This window comes from Streptomyces sp. NPDC001351 (assembly GCF_042896045.1).
Lineage (GTDB): Bacteria > Actinomycetota > Actinomycetes > Streptomycetales > Streptomycetaceae > Streptomyces.
Genome location: NZ_JBIAWS010000017.1, coordinates 188,539 through 202,435, shown reverse-complemented (window position 1 = coordinate 202,435; position 13,897 = coordinate 188,539). Strand labels below are relative to the sequence as shown.

The window sequence follows — 13,897 nt, the reverse complement described above, 5'->3', positions numbered from 1 at the left end:
CGGACTCGTACGGGTGGACTGATGCGTCGCCCTGCTCGACCCGGGACGGCTGCGTCGGCGCGTCCACTGAGGCCGCTCGTCGACCCGGCGCTCTGCCGACAGCGGTGCTCACCGCCCGGTCTCACCTGTGCGACGGTTCAGCATGCGGGGGACGCCGACGGCATGCACGCTGGGACCCGAGGACAACTCACCGGTCAGGAGGTCGGTGATGGCGGCGGCTGTGTCCACCCGTGACGAGCTCGACACCGAGGTCGTGGGGCGGCGCGTCGTGCAGTACGCGCTGGACACCCTGATCTCCACGTTGATCGCGTTGCCCTTGGCCGCGTTTGTCGCTATTGGCGCGAGCAGCGACAGCGGCTCGACCGCCTGGGCGGTACTCGCCGCGCTCCTGTGCGGGCTGCTCACCTTGTTCTGGTGGGGTCCAGCACTGATCGCCATGCGCCTGTCCCTGCGATACCAGCGGCTGGGAGACGTCGTCGCGGGCACCGTTGTCATCCGTGACCGGTGCGCAGAGCGGGCCGGCGGCGGTGCTACGACCGCCTTGCCTGGGGGACCGGCAGGGTGGACGCAGTCGCTGAGGTCGAGCCGGCGCAGCCGTCCGTGACAGGGCGGACCGACCAGTTCGCTGGGGTGGAGGTGCACCTGGACCGCCCTCTGAGGTGACACCACTCATCCGGCGCACATCATGCGCCGGGCTCATGCCGTTGTGTTGGCGTGGCAGCGCAACGACCTGGAACAGGGGTGCGGTATGCGGAGTTGCGGGAGCAACTGCGGCATGTACTGGCCCGCAGTGAGCCGGCACTTATGGGGCGACTTGGCGTCGCCGAGAACGAAGGCAGCATGAGCGGGCTCGCACGGGCGGCTGAGTCGCCTGGCCCGGCGGGGACGCGCAATATGGAAGTGACCGGAACGACCCGCTCTCGCGGAGGTGAACCGCGATGACGCTGCCTGTAGGACGCCCGGCCGGCAGCCTGATGGAGAGGTCGTTTCCCGGCTTCGGACGGGGTGACGCGGTCGCCGCCGAGTTCGACGAGCTGTTCGAGCGCAGGAACCGGCTGCTGCAAGGCGTCGCCACCAGTCCCGCCGCGCCGGCTTGGTCGCCGGCGGCCGATGTGCGGGTGCGACGGCATATCGGGCGACCCCGGGAGGTGTGGACACGAAGATGCTGATGCCTCACGTCAGAACCGTCGCTGCAGCACTTCACGCCTACCGGTCCGCATGGACCGGTGTGCTGCGCGATCCGGCATGCCCGCTCAGCTACCGTCGGCTCGACGACGCCGCCTACACACTCAGCGTCCTCATGGGCCAACGCAACGCCGCCGACGCCGTGGCAGAGGCAGAGAGCCTTCTCGCCAGTGCCTCAGCCGGGGAGCGAAGGCGCCGGGCCGGGCAGGTGAGACCGCCATCCGCTGACGTCGATTCCGAGTCTGCGGCCGACGGCTCGGTCAGCTGGCACGCAGGTATCCAGGCCGTACCCCAAACGCCACCTCTCGCTTCGAGTCGTGGACCTCATCCAAGATCGCGAAAACACGCTTCGATGGGCCGGATGAGATACCGAGAAGACCATCACGACGCTCCTTGACACGAGCACCAGGTACGCACAGAACCCGGGTCCCGGACCCGACCGCGGCGTTCGGTGAACGGCCTCGACTCCTCCACACGGTCGACGACATGATCGCAGTGCTGTCACGCGTACCCGGCTGACACTCCGAGCGAGACGCTGCCTGACGGGAGCCTGGCCATGGGCCCACGGCCAGGTGGCCCCTGATCAGTTCTCACGCCCCTGATCAGTTCTCACGTTGGCCGGCCCCCCGTCCGGCGGTCCGTCCGGCCAAGCCGCCACCGCCGGCGCTCACTCCGCCGCGTGGGGCCTGCGCTCTGTGGCCCTGGGACGCGAACCGCCCGAGCCGCAATTCGAAGCGCTCGCCGAGTGAGCAGCCGACCGAGGGGGTGATCAGCAAGCTCACGGTGATGGGCGCGGGGTCGGTGCTGGCCGTGGAGAACTCACAGATCGCGCCCCGCCCGGTGAGCGGGAACCAGAACCATCCGTCCACGGCGCCGACCCGCACCGAGTCCGTCAGCACGAACCGGCCGTCCTTGCGAACGAAGGCCTTCAGGCGGACGGAGGCCGCGAGGGGATCGCTGGTGGACCGGATCGCAGTCAGGGTGAATTTGACGTTCTCGTCCGCGTCGAGGACCGAGGACGCGATCTGTCTGGTCTCGGCGGCCTTCCCGCCCGCTGGCCTCGCGCCATGGGTTTCGGCTTCGGCAGTCTCGACGGGGGCAGCCAGCAGGGCGACGGTCGCCGCGGCAGTGGCAAGCATCGCGCCGCCGCGGAGGAGCGCGTTTGCTTGTATCTTCATTCGTTTCTCCTCGGTTACCTGGTCCTACGGGCCGGCAGGGCGTGGTGGGGGAGCTACTGGTTCAGCTACTGGTTCCTCTGCGGCTCCTCAGGACGTCCATCGGTCCGGCCTCTGACGGGACGGTGGACGAACGGCTTGGCAGGAGGGCGCTTCCCGGGCGTCGCTGTCGGCCGGGGAGAGAAGTCGGTCGGGAACGGCCGGCGTCGCGACGACGGTGGCCTTGTGCACGGGGTGAGCCGCGGGTGTACGTGCCACCGGACTGCCTTCCGAGACCATCGGTAGCTGTCTCTCCGATTGTCGGCTCCACTCATGGGTCCCACAAACGGAGAGCATTCGAACGGCAACCCTGCGTATGCGAAGGCCGGTCGGTCGTCCTGTCTTCTGCGACTCGGGGCGAGGTACGTCTTCGTCGCGGGATCCATCCGTATCCGGATGAGCGTGATGGTGTGCGGGGCCCCGACGGTTGAGCTGTTGGTCACTGCTGCGGTTTGTCCGGTGCGCCGGTTGGTCGGTCCGGGGGACCCCAGTATCCGTCGGCCGCCTTCCGCGGAATGGCTCCCTCCGCGGCCAGCCGGGTCCTCATCCGCCTACGGGCCCGGTGCGCGCGGTGCGCCACGATCCTCTCCGACACGCCGAGCAGCCCGGCGGCCTCCGCGTAGCTCAGCCCGCTCGAGTCCACCAGCTGTGCCACCAGCCGTTGCCTGCCCGGCAGTGAGTTGAGAGCTGAGCCGACCGCCTCGTCGAAGCCCCCGCCGGGTCCCACGGCCTGTGGTGGCGAGGGCCATACAGGACCGGTGTCCAGGGCCATGCGCGAGCGCTGCCGGTCGAGTACGGCTCGGCGCATGAGAGTCAGCAGCCAGGCGCGCGGATGTTCACCGTCGAACCGGTCCATGGCGGCGTAGGCGCGCAGCAGCGTGTCCCGTACCAAGTCCTCGGCGTCGGCGGGCTGTGCGCTCAGCGCCGCTGCGGCCCGCAACAGCATCTCCACCTCGGGCAGCACGTGGGCCGTGAAGGCCTGCTCCCGCGCCGCTGCCTGATGCATGGCCCGCCACCTCCTTCGGAGCCCGCATCCTTTTCCACACTGACACCACATCGCATCTCTCGCCACTTTCTCGCAAACACTGTGCGCGGCCTGCTGTTTTGCGAGGTCATGCCAACGGGCTCCCGCCGCGGTTCGGCTCGGCCGGGGGCCGCAGCGACGCCCCGACGGCCGTGGGCATGAGGCGTCTACTGCCGCCAAGGTTGCCGTACGCCCGGCCACCCACGCCGATCAGCGCGGTGCCCGCCGCTGCGCCGACCATCGAAGCCACCAGCCTGCGCCGCGCCCCCGCCCGATCAGCGCCGGTCCGCCTACGTGAACGGCTCGAAATTCTCCGCCGCGAAGTCCTCCGGATCACACCGGACCGGGCCTGCCCGCGTCTGGACCAGAAGAGCGGAATACGGAGTCGCGGCCGCAGGGTTTCGTGGTCGTGGAAGAGCGACTGCCGTGTGCCGAAGTGGTGCGGGAGACGGCCTTCGCGGAGTCGGGGCTGCCCGAGGTGGAGGCGCTGAGGGTGGCGATGACCCTCACGGCGCGGCCCGCGGACGCCGAGGACCTTGTTCGGGACACATTGCTGCGTACCCGCCGGGCGATCGACCGGTGTGACGCAAAGCAGCCGCGTGGCCGGCTGCTGACGCTCATGAGCCAGGCCGGGGTGGACCGGCGCCGAGTCGGCGCATCCTCTCGCCTCGGCGGTTGCGGCGCCACCGGCTCAGGCCTGCTGACGATGGCGGGTACCGGGAGGCAGTTGCAACCTGTAGTGGTCGGTGACGCGTTCCACGACGGGGCGGATTCCGCCCTCGACACGCATCCGCTCAAGTACCGGCAGGTGGTACGGCTGGCCGACATCGACCGGCTGTCGTATGCGGTCCACCTGGCGGCGGCCAGGCTGGTGCCGGGGCGAGGTGTCCGATGAGCGCGTTGTCGTGGCGACGGGACGCGGCCGTGCGCCGGATGAGCTGCATGCGGGTGACCCGGGTCCTGCAGGCGTACCTGGACGGTGCGACCGACGAGGTCACCGCCCGCCGGGTGGCGGCGCACCTCGAGGACTGCCGCCGATGCGGCCTGAACGCCGAGACCTATCAGGAGATCAAGAACGCGCTCACCCGCCGGTCGGAACCTGATGCTGACGCAGTCGAGCGGCTGCGGGGGTTCGCCGAGGGACTTCCGTGGCACGGATGCGCAGAAGGACAGGAGAGGCCGCCGGGACCCTGATGTGCCTGCGGTGGAATGCACGCAGGCAGCCGTCGGGTTTCCTCATAGCGCGTGAACGAGCAGCGCAGTGATCGGTGGTGCGTACGTGGCGGCTGCCGACGAGGAGGGTCGCTCCGAAGCTTTCCTGGAGCGCCGGGACATGACCGGCGCTCGCAGGGGGTGTCGTCCGATGGCGAAGACACACCGTACGGCGATGCGGCCGAGGATGTGGCGGTGGAGGCGCAATCCGCTCCGGCGCGGCAGCGACATCGCCGAGGCCTGGGTCCTCCTGCTTGCCTGGGTGTTCGCCGTGCTGGGCGGCCCGGCGGCCGGGCTGGTGACAGGCGGTGCGACCTGGCAGGCACTCGTCCGGGAGAATTCCGGGCGCCATGCCGTTGAGGCCGTGGTCTCCGATTCCGTGACGGCCAGGGGCAAGGGGGCGCACGGCACATGGACGTGGGCCACCGTGCGCTGGAGAGCACCGGACGGGGCAGTACACACCGACAGGGCTCTGATGCCGTCCAGCGCTTCGGCGGGGACCCGGGTCAGGGTGTGGACGGACGGGCAGGGCCGTCAGACATCGGCGCCGCTCGGGTCCTCGGCCATGGCGGCCCAGGCCGCCTCGACGGGTGTGCTGGTGGCGGCGGGCGCGGCCGGTGCCGTGCTGGTCGGCACTGGTGCCATACGCGTCGCCCTGGACCGCCGCCGCCTGCGGCAGTGGGCGGAGGAATGGGAGCGAGCCAACCCCTGTGGGGGCCGGAAGACCGGCTGAACAAGGCGGGCCGACACGGGTGAGCGACGGTGGACGAGGTCTCGTCTGCCCATCCCGGTTGTGGATCCGGACCGGCTCTGCAAGGTCCGGGCACGGTGCCGAGGCACGCTCACCCGGGCCGGCCTTGCCTCACCCGCGGCGACGCCAGGGCAGCAGATCACTGGGGGATCTCATTCTCGGGCGTACAGCAGAGCGGCGATGTCCAGGCTCGTCATGCCCGTCGCCCGGCCCGTCATCATCACTACGGTCACCACCACGGGGCCGGCCAGTCCCGCGGGCAGCGTCGCCCCCACAGGTCGGATCCTTTCCTCGCGCGGCGTCTCTCGTTCGGTGGGGATACGACTGCGGTCGGCGCCTGCGCGAGGTATTGCGGCCATGCTCTCCCGCGTGTGCACGAGGCCACCGCTGCGTCGGACCGGATCATGGACAGGGCCGATCGTCGTTCGCCTGCGGGCACTCGTGTGCACCGCGATGGATACGTCAGGGGTGCTTCGTGGTGATGTCCGGGTCTCGTGTTCGGTTGTGCGCGGCTGTGCTCTTCCTGTTCGCCACCGCTGTTCTCATGGTCGGCTGCGAGCAGGAAGCGCACGGCCGGACCTGTCCCGGTGGCAGGGGCAAGGACATTTCCGGGCGTGATGTCGCGGGAGTGGAGCTGTGGCAGAAGACCCTCCGGTGCGTGAACCTGGAGCGCTCGGCACTGACAGGATCGGTCTCCGAGGCCAACCTGAGCCGGGGCAACCTGTTCGGAGCGCGGCTCGCGGACGTGTCCTTGGAAAATGTGAATCTCCGGGACGCGGATCTCCGCCGCGCCCGGCTCACCTCCAGCACGCTCGAAGACGTCGACCTGCGCGGCGCGGATCTCGGGACGACAGTCCTGGACAAGAGCCTGCTCACCAACGTCAGCTTCGCAGGAGCCCGGCTCAAGGGTGCGAGACTGCGGTTCGTCTCCCTCAGCAACGTCGACCTCAGCGACGCGGACCTGCGGGACGCGGATCTGACGGGTGCCACACTGTCCGGCTCCACGCTGCGCGGGGCGAGGCTGGACGGGGCCGGTCTGTCACGCACGAGCTGGGAGAACGTCGTGTGCCCCGACGGCACCAAGTCCATCGGTACCCACTCGTGCACGGAGCATCTGACCCCGGCTTCCTGATCGGGAGCCTCCGTCGAGCCGGTGGCCCGCAGGTCTCAGGCGCCTGTCGTCATCCAGTCACCGCGTGGCCCGGGCGGCCGTCGTGCAACAGCGCCGGCCAAGCGCGCTTCTCGCCGCGCAGAGTGACCCTGCAGTTCGTGAGCGGGCCAAAGGGAATGCGAAGGCGCCGTCGACGGGTTCCCCAGTACGGAACGACGGCTCACGAGTGACGGCGTCATCCGTCGATTGGTGGGCCTGCTGCCCGACAGCCCAGGCGTATGGGATGGATGCCTCCTAGACCCGAGGCGAGGTGGACGATGAGGCTGTGGCCGAGACGAAGGAACGCAGCGCAGCGTAGGACGGGCTGCGCGGAGGTGATCCGCGTCCTGCAGGCCTATCTCGACGGGGAGGTGGACGAAGCCACCGCCCGGGGAGTAGTCGAACACCTTGCCGACTGTCGTGCCTGTGGCCTGGAGGCCGACCTGTACCGCGAGATCAAGAAGTCACTGGTCCGGCAGCAGCGGCCCGACGACTGGGCGGTGGCAGGGCTACGCGCGTTCGGCGAGACTCTGCTGCAGACCGGCCCGGCCGACGGGCATGAACGCCACCCGGCGGCTGATGGCCGACTCTGACAGCCGCGGTGCCTCGTCGCTTGGTGCGAGGGTGGGGTGAGCCCGCGAGACGAGTGGCGGCGAGGTTCCTCGGAAAGGGGGGTGGGCCGGACGTCCGGCCTCGGTGTCGGGCTCGCGTGAGCCCGCGTGAAGCCCTGCCCGCCGTAGCGCGCCGGCGGTTTCCAGGGTGACGGCGAGGGTGGGGCGGGCCCGGGAGTCGAGGATCTCGGTGGCGTGCAGGCGGGATGTACGGAGCATGGGCGTTTTCTCCTGCCTGGGGGATGTGGACTGGCGAGCAGCTGTGGCCGCCGGTGCCGCGTTGGCGAAAGGCGCCGATCCCGGCGTATGACTCTTAAGGGACTGTTAGGAGTTGGCTCCCGATATTGAGCGGCCCTGTGTCGCCGTCGAACCTGTGAGCTCCCGGGCCGCAGACAAGGGAGTTCCGATGGCCACACAGAGCATGACCGAGCGCGCGCGAAAGCCGCGAGGCGACGAACGCAGGGTCGTCAGCAACATCCTGCGGGGATCGATCGGCAACCTGATCGAGTGGTACGACTGGTACGCGTACACCGCGTTCAGCGTCTACTTCGCGGCCGTCTTCTTCCCCGCGGGCGACCAGACCGCCCAGCTGCTGAACACCGCCGCGGTGTTCGCCGTCGGCTTCCTGATGCGGCCGATCGGCGGCTGGGTGCTCGGCCGCTACGCGGACCGCCGTGGCCGGCGTGCGGCCCTGACCCTGTCGGTGACCCTGATGGCCGCCGGTTCGCTGATCGTCGCACTGACCCCGTCGTACGGCTCGATCGGGGCCGTCGCGCCGGTGTTGCTGGTGACCGCGCGGCTGCTGCAGGGCCTCTCGGTCGGCGGTGAGTACTCGACCTCGGCCACCTACATGTCCGAGGTCGCCTCGCCCGGCCGCCGCGGCTACTACTCCAGCTTCCAGTACGTCACCCTCATCGCCGGCCAGCTGACGGCCCTGGGCCTGCAGATCATCCTCCAGCAGGTGCTCAGCACCGCGCAGCTGGAGGCCTGGGGCTGGCGGGTCGCGTTCGTCGTCGGCGCCGCGGGAGCGGTCGTCGTGCTCTGGCTGCGGCGCGGCATGGACGAGTCGGAGAGCTTCGAGCGCGCCGCCGCCGGGGGCGAGGAGAAGGAGAACGACGGTCCGGCGCGGGGCAGCGTGCGGCTGCTGCTGTCCTACCCGCGGCAGTGCCTGGTCGTCGTCGGGCTGACCATGGGCGGCACATTGTTCTTCTACACGTACACCACGTACCTGCAGAAGTTCATGGTCAACACCAGCGGCATCGCCAAGCCGACGGCGGCCTGGATCAACTTCTTCGCGCTGCTCGTGTTCGTCGTGCTGCAGCCGGTCGTGGGTCTGCTGTCCGATCGGGTGGGGCGCCGTCCGATGCTGATCGCCTTCGGGGTGCTGGGCGCCGCCGTGGTGGTGCCCTCGCTCACCCTCCTCTCCCACACCAGCGATCCCGTGTACGCGTTCCTGCTCATGGTCGTGCCGCTGGCCGTCAGCTCGCTGTACACCTCGATCAGCGCCGTGGTGAAGGCCGAGCTGTTCCCCACCTCGATCCGGGCGCTCGGTGTAGGCCTGCCCTACGCGCTGACCGTGGCCGTGTTCGGCGGCAGCGCCGAGTACGTCGCCCTGTGGTTCAAGAACGCCGGGCACGAGAGCTGGTACTTCTCCTACGTCACCGCCTGCGTCCTGATCTCGCTGCTCGTCTACATTCGGATGCGCGAGACGTCGGACGGATCGCCGCTGGACGAGGATGTCTCCCGGTCGTAGGGCCGACGGGACGGAAGGAGGTGACCGTGCGCGTGCTGCTGGCCGAGGACGACGACGGTGTGGCCGGTGCGCTGACCGAGGCCCTGTACGAGCACGGTCACCTGCCCACCCGGGTGCGGCGCGGCGAGGAGGTCCTCGTCCGCCACCGCCAGGCCGACCTGCTGCTGCTCGACCTCGGCCTGCCCGATCTCGACGGTTTGGAGGTGCTGCGCAGGCTGCGCACCGTGAGCGGCCTCCCGGTCGTGGTCCTCACCGCGCGGGGCGACGAGCGGTCGGTGGTGCGCGGTCTGCGGCTGGGCGCCGACGACTACCTGGTCAAGCCGGTACGGCTGGCCGAGCTGCTGGCCCGTATCGAGGCCGTCACCCGCCGCGCCTCGACACCGGCCGTTCCGGCGCCGCGCACGGTCCGCGCCGCCGACGTCGAGGTCGACCTCGACGCGCGCCGGGTGACGGTCGGTGGCGCCGAGGTGCGGCTGACCACGAAGGAGTTCGCGGTCCTCGCCGCGCTGGCGGCCCGGCCCGGTACCGCGGTCAGCCGTCAGCAGCTGCTGGACGAGGTGTGGGGTGACGCCTACCTCGCCGTGTCCCGCTCCCTCGACGTCCACCTCACCCAGCTGCGGGCCAAACTCGGCCGTCCCGAGGTGCTGACCACCATCCGGGGCTTCGGCTACCGGTTCGGCGGCTGAGCCGGCCGGAACCCCTGCCATGCGTACCCGGGTGCTGACCGTCGTCCTGGCCTTCGCCGTGCTCGCGGTGGCCGGCTTTGCCCTGCCGCTGCTGGGCGCGACGGCGTCCCAGCGCACCCAGCAGCTCGTCGCGGCGCGCACCGCCGATCTCGACCGCTTCGCCTCGCTGGCCGAACAGGCCGCCGAGGCCGGCGACACCGGCGCGCTGAGGGCCGAGGTGACCCGCTACACCGAGCTGTACGGCGAGGCGGTGGTGGTCGTCGACGCCCGCCGAGCCCCGGTGGTGCAGACGGGCGGCATGCGTGCGGCCGACCCCGCCGTCGCCCGGCTGGTCGACGCGGCGCTGCGCAACCAACGCGTCTCGCCGGGGCGCACGCTGCGCCCCTGGTCCCACGGCCCCGACCTGCTGGCTCGCCCGGTGGGCACCGGCACCCGGGTGTCCGGGGCCGTCGTCCTGCGCGCCTCGGTCCGGGCCGCCGCCGACGACATCGCCCTGCGCTGGGCGCTGGTCCTCGCGGGCGCGGGCCTGTTCGCCGCGGCCTGCGTGCTGCTCGCCCGCGCCGCCACGCGGTGGGTCGTACGCCCCCTGCACCGCCTCGACCGTGCGGTCGGGGCGCTGGCGGCCGGGCTCCCCGCCGAGCACGCACGGACCGGCGGCCCACCGGAACTGCGCCAACTGGCCACCGGCTTCAACCGCATGGCCGACGCAGTGACCACGGCACTGGAACAGCAGCGCCGTCTGGTGGCCGACACCTCGCACCAGCTGCGCAATCCGCTCGCCGCACTACGCCTGCGGATCGACTCGCTCGAGTCTCGCCTGCCCGCCTCCGCCACCCGTACCTACAGCGGCGTCACGGCCGAACTCGAACGCATGGAGCACCTCCTCGACGACCTGCTGGCGCTCGCGAACGCCGAACACCGCGCCGGTGAACTGTCCGTCACGGACGTGCGGGGAGCATGCTGCGACGCGACGGCGGTCGCCGCGGCCCAGGCCAGGCTGTGGCAGCCGGTGGCCGAACAGGCCGGAGTCCGCCTGGAGTTCACCCACGGGCCGTCCGTCCTCATGGCCTGCACGGAGGGCGAACTGGCCCAGGTGGCCGACATCCTCCTCGACAACGCGATCAAGTACGCCGGAGAGGGCGCCCGCGTCGAGACGCGCTGCTTCACCCAGGGTCCGGGCGCGGTGTTCGAGGTACGGGACGACGGGCCGGGCCTCGCCGACGGGGAATTCGCCCGGGCGGGCACCCGCTTCTGGCGCTCGGAGCGCCACCGCGGCGTACGCGGCAGCGGCCTCGGCCTGGCGATCGCCGGGCAACTGGTGAGCGGCCGCGGCGGACACGTCGAGTGCGCGGCGGCCGAACCGCGCGGCCTGCTGGTCCGGGTCGTGGTCCCCAAGGAGCAGAAGGGGGCCGCGACATGAGCGGAGAGCGAGCGCACGGCATACCCGGCGCGCAGGCATACGGCCGCACGGCCCGCCGCACCGCCCTGCGGGCCGCGCTCGGCACGGCATGCACCGGACTGCTGGCAGGCTCCGCGGCAGCCGACGCACGGCACGCCGACCGCGGCGCGGAAGGCGTCGTGCGGATCGCGACCGGCGAGGCGGACGGGTTCTACGCGGCCTTCGGCCGACTGCTCGGCGAGCAGGTCACGGCGGTCTTCCCCCGGCTGACCTGCGAGGTGATCCAGAGCCAGGGCAGTGTCGCCAACGTGCGGCTGCTCCAGGCGCGCCGCACCGAAGTGGCGCTGGCCCTGGCCGACATCGCGTGGGCCGCGTACGGCGGCTCCGCTCCGTTCGGCCGCCGTGTCCCGCTGCGCGCGATCGGCCGGGTCTACGAGAACTACGTCCAGCTCGCCGTGCGCGCCGACGCGAGCGTCCGCAGCGTCGCCGAGCTGGCGGGGCGCACCGTCTCCCTGGGTGCGCCCGCATCGGGCGGTGCCGTGCTCGGCGACCGCCTGCTGCGCGCGGCGGGCCTCGTCCCGGGCAGCGACGTACAGGTCCGCCACCTGCTGATGCCGCAGGCGGCGCGCGCGATGCGGGACGGCGTCGTCGACGCCCTGCTGGTCGCAGGCGGCGTACCACTGCCTGTGCTGACCCGCCTCGGCACACTTCCCGGCATCCGCCTGCTGCCGCTGGCCGACCTGCTGCCCCGACTGCGCACCGGCCCGGGACGGGCCGGCTCGGTGCTGGAAGCGGTGACGGTGCCGGCGGGCGCGTATCGGGGAACGCCCGAGGTGGCCACCATCGGCGTGGCCAACTTGCTTCTGTGCCGCCCCGACCTGCCCGAGCCCGTCGCCGCCGCCCTCACCCGCGTACTGGTCCAGCGGGCCACGCGCCTCGTCCCCACCACGGCGCTCGGCACCCAGTTCCTCGACGTCCGCAGCCTGATCTCCACCGGCGTCGTCCCCCTGCACCCCGGGGCCGTCGCCGCCTACCGGGAACTGCACGGTTAGCGCGTCATGACCAGCAGGGGGAGCGCCCGCCCCGATGGGCTGTTGATCATGAGCGTGTGAGTGAGATCTCGTTGTTCGTGGACAGCGGATCTGCCTAGGCTCCGGGGGTCCGTCCCGGGCGGCCTTCGCCGCCGGAACGCCGAGTCCTGCGAAACACAACAGCCATCCGCCCAGGACAGCCCACCTCGCAGGCGCCGTCGAGGAAGCCCCCACCATGCGCCACTCCATCTCTCCTGCCCGCCTGGGCATAGCCGGAGCAGCAGCCGCGCTGTTGCTCCTGCCGGTCGCCCCCCAGGCCTTCGCGGCCGCCTCCGTCACCCAGGACAGTCTGACGCCGTCCACCATGACCGCGGGCGTCGCCGCGTCGGCCAGGCTGACCGTGCACTCCTCCAGCTGCTTCACGGCCAAGACCCTCGGTGTCGGCGTCCGGGACGCGGCGGGAAAGAACCTGGACTTCCCCGGGAACGCCTCGAATGTCCGGATATGCCCGAGCGGTGTGAAGTTCACCAGCGGCTCGCGCACCCTGCCCGCAGGCACGTACACGATCTTCGGCTTCTGGCAGGAGTCCGGCGGCGCCTGGCACGACCTGCCCTCGCACAAGCTGACCGTCAACAAAGCCCCGACCACGACGTCGAGCAGCGGTGGCTCGCCGGTCTCCGGTCAGTCCGTGGTCTGGTCCGACGACTTCTCGGGCGGCATCGCCTGGGGTTCCAAGTGGGTCGGCGACAACAGCACGTCCTACGCCTACGGCAACCACAACCCGGACGACAACAAGCTCGACTGGCTGGACCAGAGCAAGGTCACCGCCTCGGGCGGCATCGCGACCTTCACCGCCCAGCCCTCCTCGCACATCCTGGAGAACGGCAAGCAGGCCTGGAACACGGGCCTGCTCACCACCGAGGGCTCCAGCGGCGGCTTCCAGGTGAAGACCGGTGACTACGCGGAGACCCGGGTCAAACTGCCCTCCGGCTCCGGCGCCTGGCCGGCCCTGTGGACCTGGAAGGACGGCAACGGCGAGATCGACTCCTTCGAGTACCACCCGGACAACCCGAACCTGCTGGAGCTGACCAACCACGTCACCACCGGCTCCGATTACTACACCGACTCCGCCGCGGTCGCGCCCGGCCAGTGGGTCACCATCGGCACCCACTACGGCGCGAGCTCGGTGGACTGGTACGTCAACGGCAAGAAGGTCTATTCGGACGGCCACGGAGTGGGCAGCAACTTCTCCGCGTATCTGATCCTCAACCTGTCGGTCAGCGCCGGCGAGTACCACCCCGCGCCCTCCGGCTCGACGCCGCTGACCATGCAGGCGGACTACGTGAAGGTGTACCGCTGATCAGCAGCCGACGGCGAGTGTGAACTGCGTACCGTCGTTGCGCGGATCGCGGTCGTCGGCGCTCACCACCTGAACGTGCCCCTCGGCCCTGGCGCCGGGGGGCACGTCCGCGTCCACCCGGACCGGAACCAGCGCGGTGGCCGTCCGCAGCCGCGCAAGCCCCGGCCCGAAGCTGCAGCGCACCAGGCGGCCGCCCGCCTCGGCACGGCAGTCCTCGGGGAAGTACGGCCCCTGAGCGGTGAAGCCCGACGGCAGCCTCACGACCACGGTGAAGGGCGACGCGGTCTGCTCCGGCCCCCTGTTGGCCACGAAGGCGTGCACCACGGTACGGCCGCCGGGCGGCGCGGCGGCCGGGTCGAGCCGGACCACCTCCAGGTCGGAGTTCGAGGGCGCGGCCGCCGGCCCGGTTGCGCACATCACCACTGCGCCGACCGCGAGTGCGGTCGCCACCCTTCCGGCCATCCGACGCCTCCCACGTTCCGTGCGTTGATCGACACTCACGGTAGCGGGGTGGTGTGGGA

The 13,897-nt window shown here is 71.0% G+C and carries 17 protein-coding genes; 13 read left to right on the top strand and 4 right to left on the bottom strand.

Annotated elements, in window-relative coordinates:
- The first annotated feature begins 208 nt into the window (after window positions 1-208).
- From ACFY1U_RS43045 to ACFY1U_RS43035, 3 genes are all read left to right on the top strand, one after another.
- The gene (locus tag ACFY1U_RS43045; RefSeq protein ID WP_390699539.1) at window positions 209-604 is read left to right on the top strand and encodes a hypothetical protein; all 396 of its coding nucleotides are present in this window, start codon (window positions 209-211) and stop codon (window positions 602-604) included.
- A 334-nt stretch (window positions 605-938) separates the two neighbouring features.
- Window positions 939-1,169 (top strand): hypothetical protein, encoded by a 231-nt coding sequence (locus tag ACFY1U_RS43040; RefSeq protein ID WP_390699538.1) that lies wholly within the window; start codon window positions 939-941, stop codon window positions 1,167-1,169.
- Complete coding sequence (locus ACFY1U_RS43035; RefSeq protein WP_390699569.1) at window positions 1,163-1,582, top strand: DUF5133 domain-containing protein; 420 nt, start codon at window positions 1,163-1,165, stop codon at window positions 1,580-1,582. The genes ACFY1U_RS43040 and ACFY1U_RS43035 overlap by 7 nt, the downstream gene beginning before the upstream one ends.
- 205 nt (window positions 1,583-1,787) lie before the next feature.
- On the opposite strand, the gene ACFY1U_RS43030 is transcribed toward ACFY1U_RS43035, so the two are convergent.
- Window positions 1,788-2,363: a hypothetical protein gene (locus ACFY1U_RS43030; protein WP_390699537.1), complete on the bottom strand. Its 576-nt coding sequence runs from the start codon at window positions 2,361-2,363 to the stop codon at window positions 1,788-1,790.
- 475 nt (window positions 2,364-2,838) lie between these two features.
- On the bottom strand, window positions 2,839-3,405 hold the full coding sequence (locus ACFY1U_RS43025; RefSeq protein ID WP_390699536.1) for an RNA polymerase sigma factor: 567 nt from the start codon (window positions 3,403-3,405) through the stop codon (window positions 2,839-2,841).
- Between the two features lie 427 nt (window positions 3,406-3,832).
- On the opposite strand from ACFY1U_RS43025, the gene ACFY1U_RS43020 reads away from it, so the two are divergent.
- From ACFY1U_RS43020 to ACFY1U_RS43010, 3 genes are all read left to right on the top strand, one after another.
- Window positions 3,833-4,318, top strand: a complete 486-nt coding sequence (locus ACFY1U_RS43020; protein ID WP_390699535.1) for a sigma factor — start codon at window positions 3,833-3,835, stop codon at window positions 4,316-4,318.
- Window positions 4,315-4,617, top strand: coding sequence for an anti-sigma factor family protein (locus tag ACFY1U_RS43015; RefSeq protein WP_390699534.1), 303 nt, complete (start codon window positions 4,315-4,317; stop codon window positions 4,615-4,617). The genes ACFY1U_RS43020 and ACFY1U_RS43015 overlap by 4 nt, the downstream gene beginning before the upstream one ends.
- Before the next feature lie 169 nt (window positions 4,618-4,786).
- On the top strand, window positions 4,787-5,368 hold the full coding sequence (locus ACFY1U_RS43010; protein WP_390699533.1) for a hypothetical protein: 582 nt from the start codon (window positions 4,787-4,789) through the stop codon (window positions 5,366-5,368).
- A 170-nt stretch (window positions 5,369-5,538) separates the two neighbouring features.
- Here ACFY1U_RS43010 and ACFY1U_RS43005 read toward each other — a convergent pair whose 3' ends face one another.
- Entirely contained in the window at window positions 5,539-5,661 is a 123-nt protein-coding gene (locus ACFY1U_RS43005; protein ID WP_390699532.1) for a hypothetical protein, read from the bottom strand.
- Window positions 5,662-6,044: 383 nt separating this feature from the next.
- Between ACFY1U_RS43005 and ACFY1U_RS43000 the strand changes: the two genes are divergently transcribed.
- The 7 genes from ACFY1U_RS43000 (at window position 6,045) to ACFY1U_RS42970 (ending at window position 13,376) form a co-directional block, all read left to right on the top strand.
- Complete coding sequence (locus ACFY1U_RS43000; RefSeq protein ID WP_390699531.1) at window positions 6,045-6,518, top strand: pentapeptide repeat-containing protein; 474 nt, start codon at window positions 6,045-6,047, stop codon at window positions 6,516-6,518.
- Between the two features lie 353 nt (window positions 6,519-6,871).
- Window positions 6,872-7,129 carry an anti-sigma factor family protein gene (locus tag ACFY1U_RS42995; protein ID WP_390699530.1) on the top strand — a complete coding sequence of 86 codons (258 nt, stop codon included), beginning with the start codon at window positions 6,872-6,874 and terminating at the stop codon, window positions 7,127-7,129.
- Window positions 7,130-7,553: 424 nt separating this feature from the next.
- A complete protein-coding gene (locus ACFY1U_RS42990) occupies window positions 7,554-8,900 on the top strand; it encodes an MFS transporter (RefSeq protein WP_390699529.1) in 1,347 nt (448 codons plus the stop codon).
- A gap of 26 nt (window positions 8,901-8,926) precedes the next feature.
- Window positions 8,927-9,586 carry a response regulator transcription factor gene (locus tag ACFY1U_RS42985; RefSeq protein ID WP_390699528.1) on the top strand — a complete coding sequence of 220 codons (660 nt, stop codon included), beginning with the start codon at window positions 8,927-8,929 and terminating at the stop codon, window positions 9,584-9,586.
- A 19-nt stretch (window positions 9,587-9,605) separates the two neighbouring features.
- Window positions 9,606-11,006 (top strand): ATP-binding protein, encoded by a 1,401-nt coding sequence (locus tag ACFY1U_RS42980; protein WP_390699527.1) that lies wholly within the window; start codon window positions 9,606-9,608, stop codon window positions 11,004-11,006.
- Entirely contained in the window at window positions 11,003-12,037 is a 1,035-nt protein-coding gene (locus ACFY1U_RS42975) for a TAXI family TRAP transporter solute-binding subunit (RefSeq protein ID WP_390699526.1), read from the top strand. Before ACFY1U_RS42980 ends, ACFY1U_RS42975 begins: the two co-directional genes overlap by 4 nt.
- Before the next feature lie 214 nt (window positions 12,038-12,251).
- A complete protein-coding gene (locus tag ACFY1U_RS42970) occupies window positions 12,252-13,376 on the top strand; it encodes a hypothetical protein (protein ID WP_390699525.1) in 1,125 nt (374 codons plus the stop codon).
- Here ACFY1U_RS42970 and ACFY1U_RS42965 read toward each other — a convergent pair whose 3' ends face one another.
- Window positions 13,377-13,838: a hypothetical protein gene (locus tag ACFY1U_RS42965; protein WP_390699524.1), complete on the bottom strand. Its 462-nt coding sequence runs from the start codon at window positions 13,836-13,838 to the stop codon at window positions 13,377-13,379.
- Window positions 13,839-13,897: the final 59 nt, after the last annotated feature.

What these genes read in the sequence shown, in the direction of transcription:
- ACFY1U_RS42965 (WP_390699524.1), bottom strand. Translation starts at nt 13,838, where the DNA reads ATGGCCGGAAGGGTGGCGACCGCACTCGCGGTCGGCGCAGTGGTGATG.
- ACFY1U_RS43045 (WP_390699539.1), top strand. Translation starts at nt 209, where the DNA reads ATGGCGGCGGCTGTGTCCACCCGTGACGAGCTCGACACCGAGGTCGTG.
- ACFY1U_RS42975 (WP_390699526.1), top strand. Translation starts at nt 11,003, where the DNA reads ATGAGCGGAGAGCGAGCGCACGGCATACCCGGCGCGCAGGCATACGGC.
- ACFY1U_RS43025 (WP_390699536.1), bottom strand. Translation starts at nt 3,405, where the DNA reads ATGCATCAGGCAGCGGCGCGGGAGCAGGCCTTCACGGCCCACGTGCTG.
- ACFY1U_RS43010 (WP_390699533.1), top strand. Translation starts at nt 4,787, where the DNA reads ATGGCGAAGACACACCGTACGGCGATGCGGCCGAGGATGTGGCGGTGG.
- ACFY1U_RS42980 (WP_390699527.1), top strand. Translation starts at nt 9,606, where the DNA reads ATGCGTACCCGGGTGCTGACCGTCGTCCTGGCCTTCGCCGTGCTCGCG.
- ACFY1U_RS43030 (WP_390699537.1), bottom strand. Translation starts at nt 2,363, where the DNA reads ATGAAGATACAAGCAAACGCGCTCCTCCGCGGCGGCGCGATGCTTGCC.
- ACFY1U_RS42990 (WP_390699529.1), top strand. Translation starts at nt 7,554, where the DNA reads ATGGCCACACAGAGCATGACCGAGCGCGCGCGAAAGCCGCGAGGCGAC.
- ACFY1U_RS42970 (WP_390699525.1), top strand. Translation starts at nt 12,252, where the DNA reads ATGCGCCACTCCATCTCTCCTGCCCGCCTGGGCATAGCCGGAGCAGCA.
- ACFY1U_RS43040 (WP_390699538.1), top strand. Translation starts at nt 939, where the DNA reads ATGACGCTGCCTGTAGGACGCCCGGCCGGCAGCCTGATGGAGAGGTCG.
- ACFY1U_RS43035 (WP_390699569.1), top strand. Translation starts at nt 1,163, where the DNA reads ATGCTGATGCCTCACGTCAGAACCGTCGCTGCAGCACTTCACGCCTAC.
- ACFY1U_RS43015 (WP_390699534.1), top strand. Translation starts at nt 4,315, where the DNA reads ATGAGCGCGTTGTCGTGGCGACGGGACGCGGCCGTGCGCCGGATGAGC.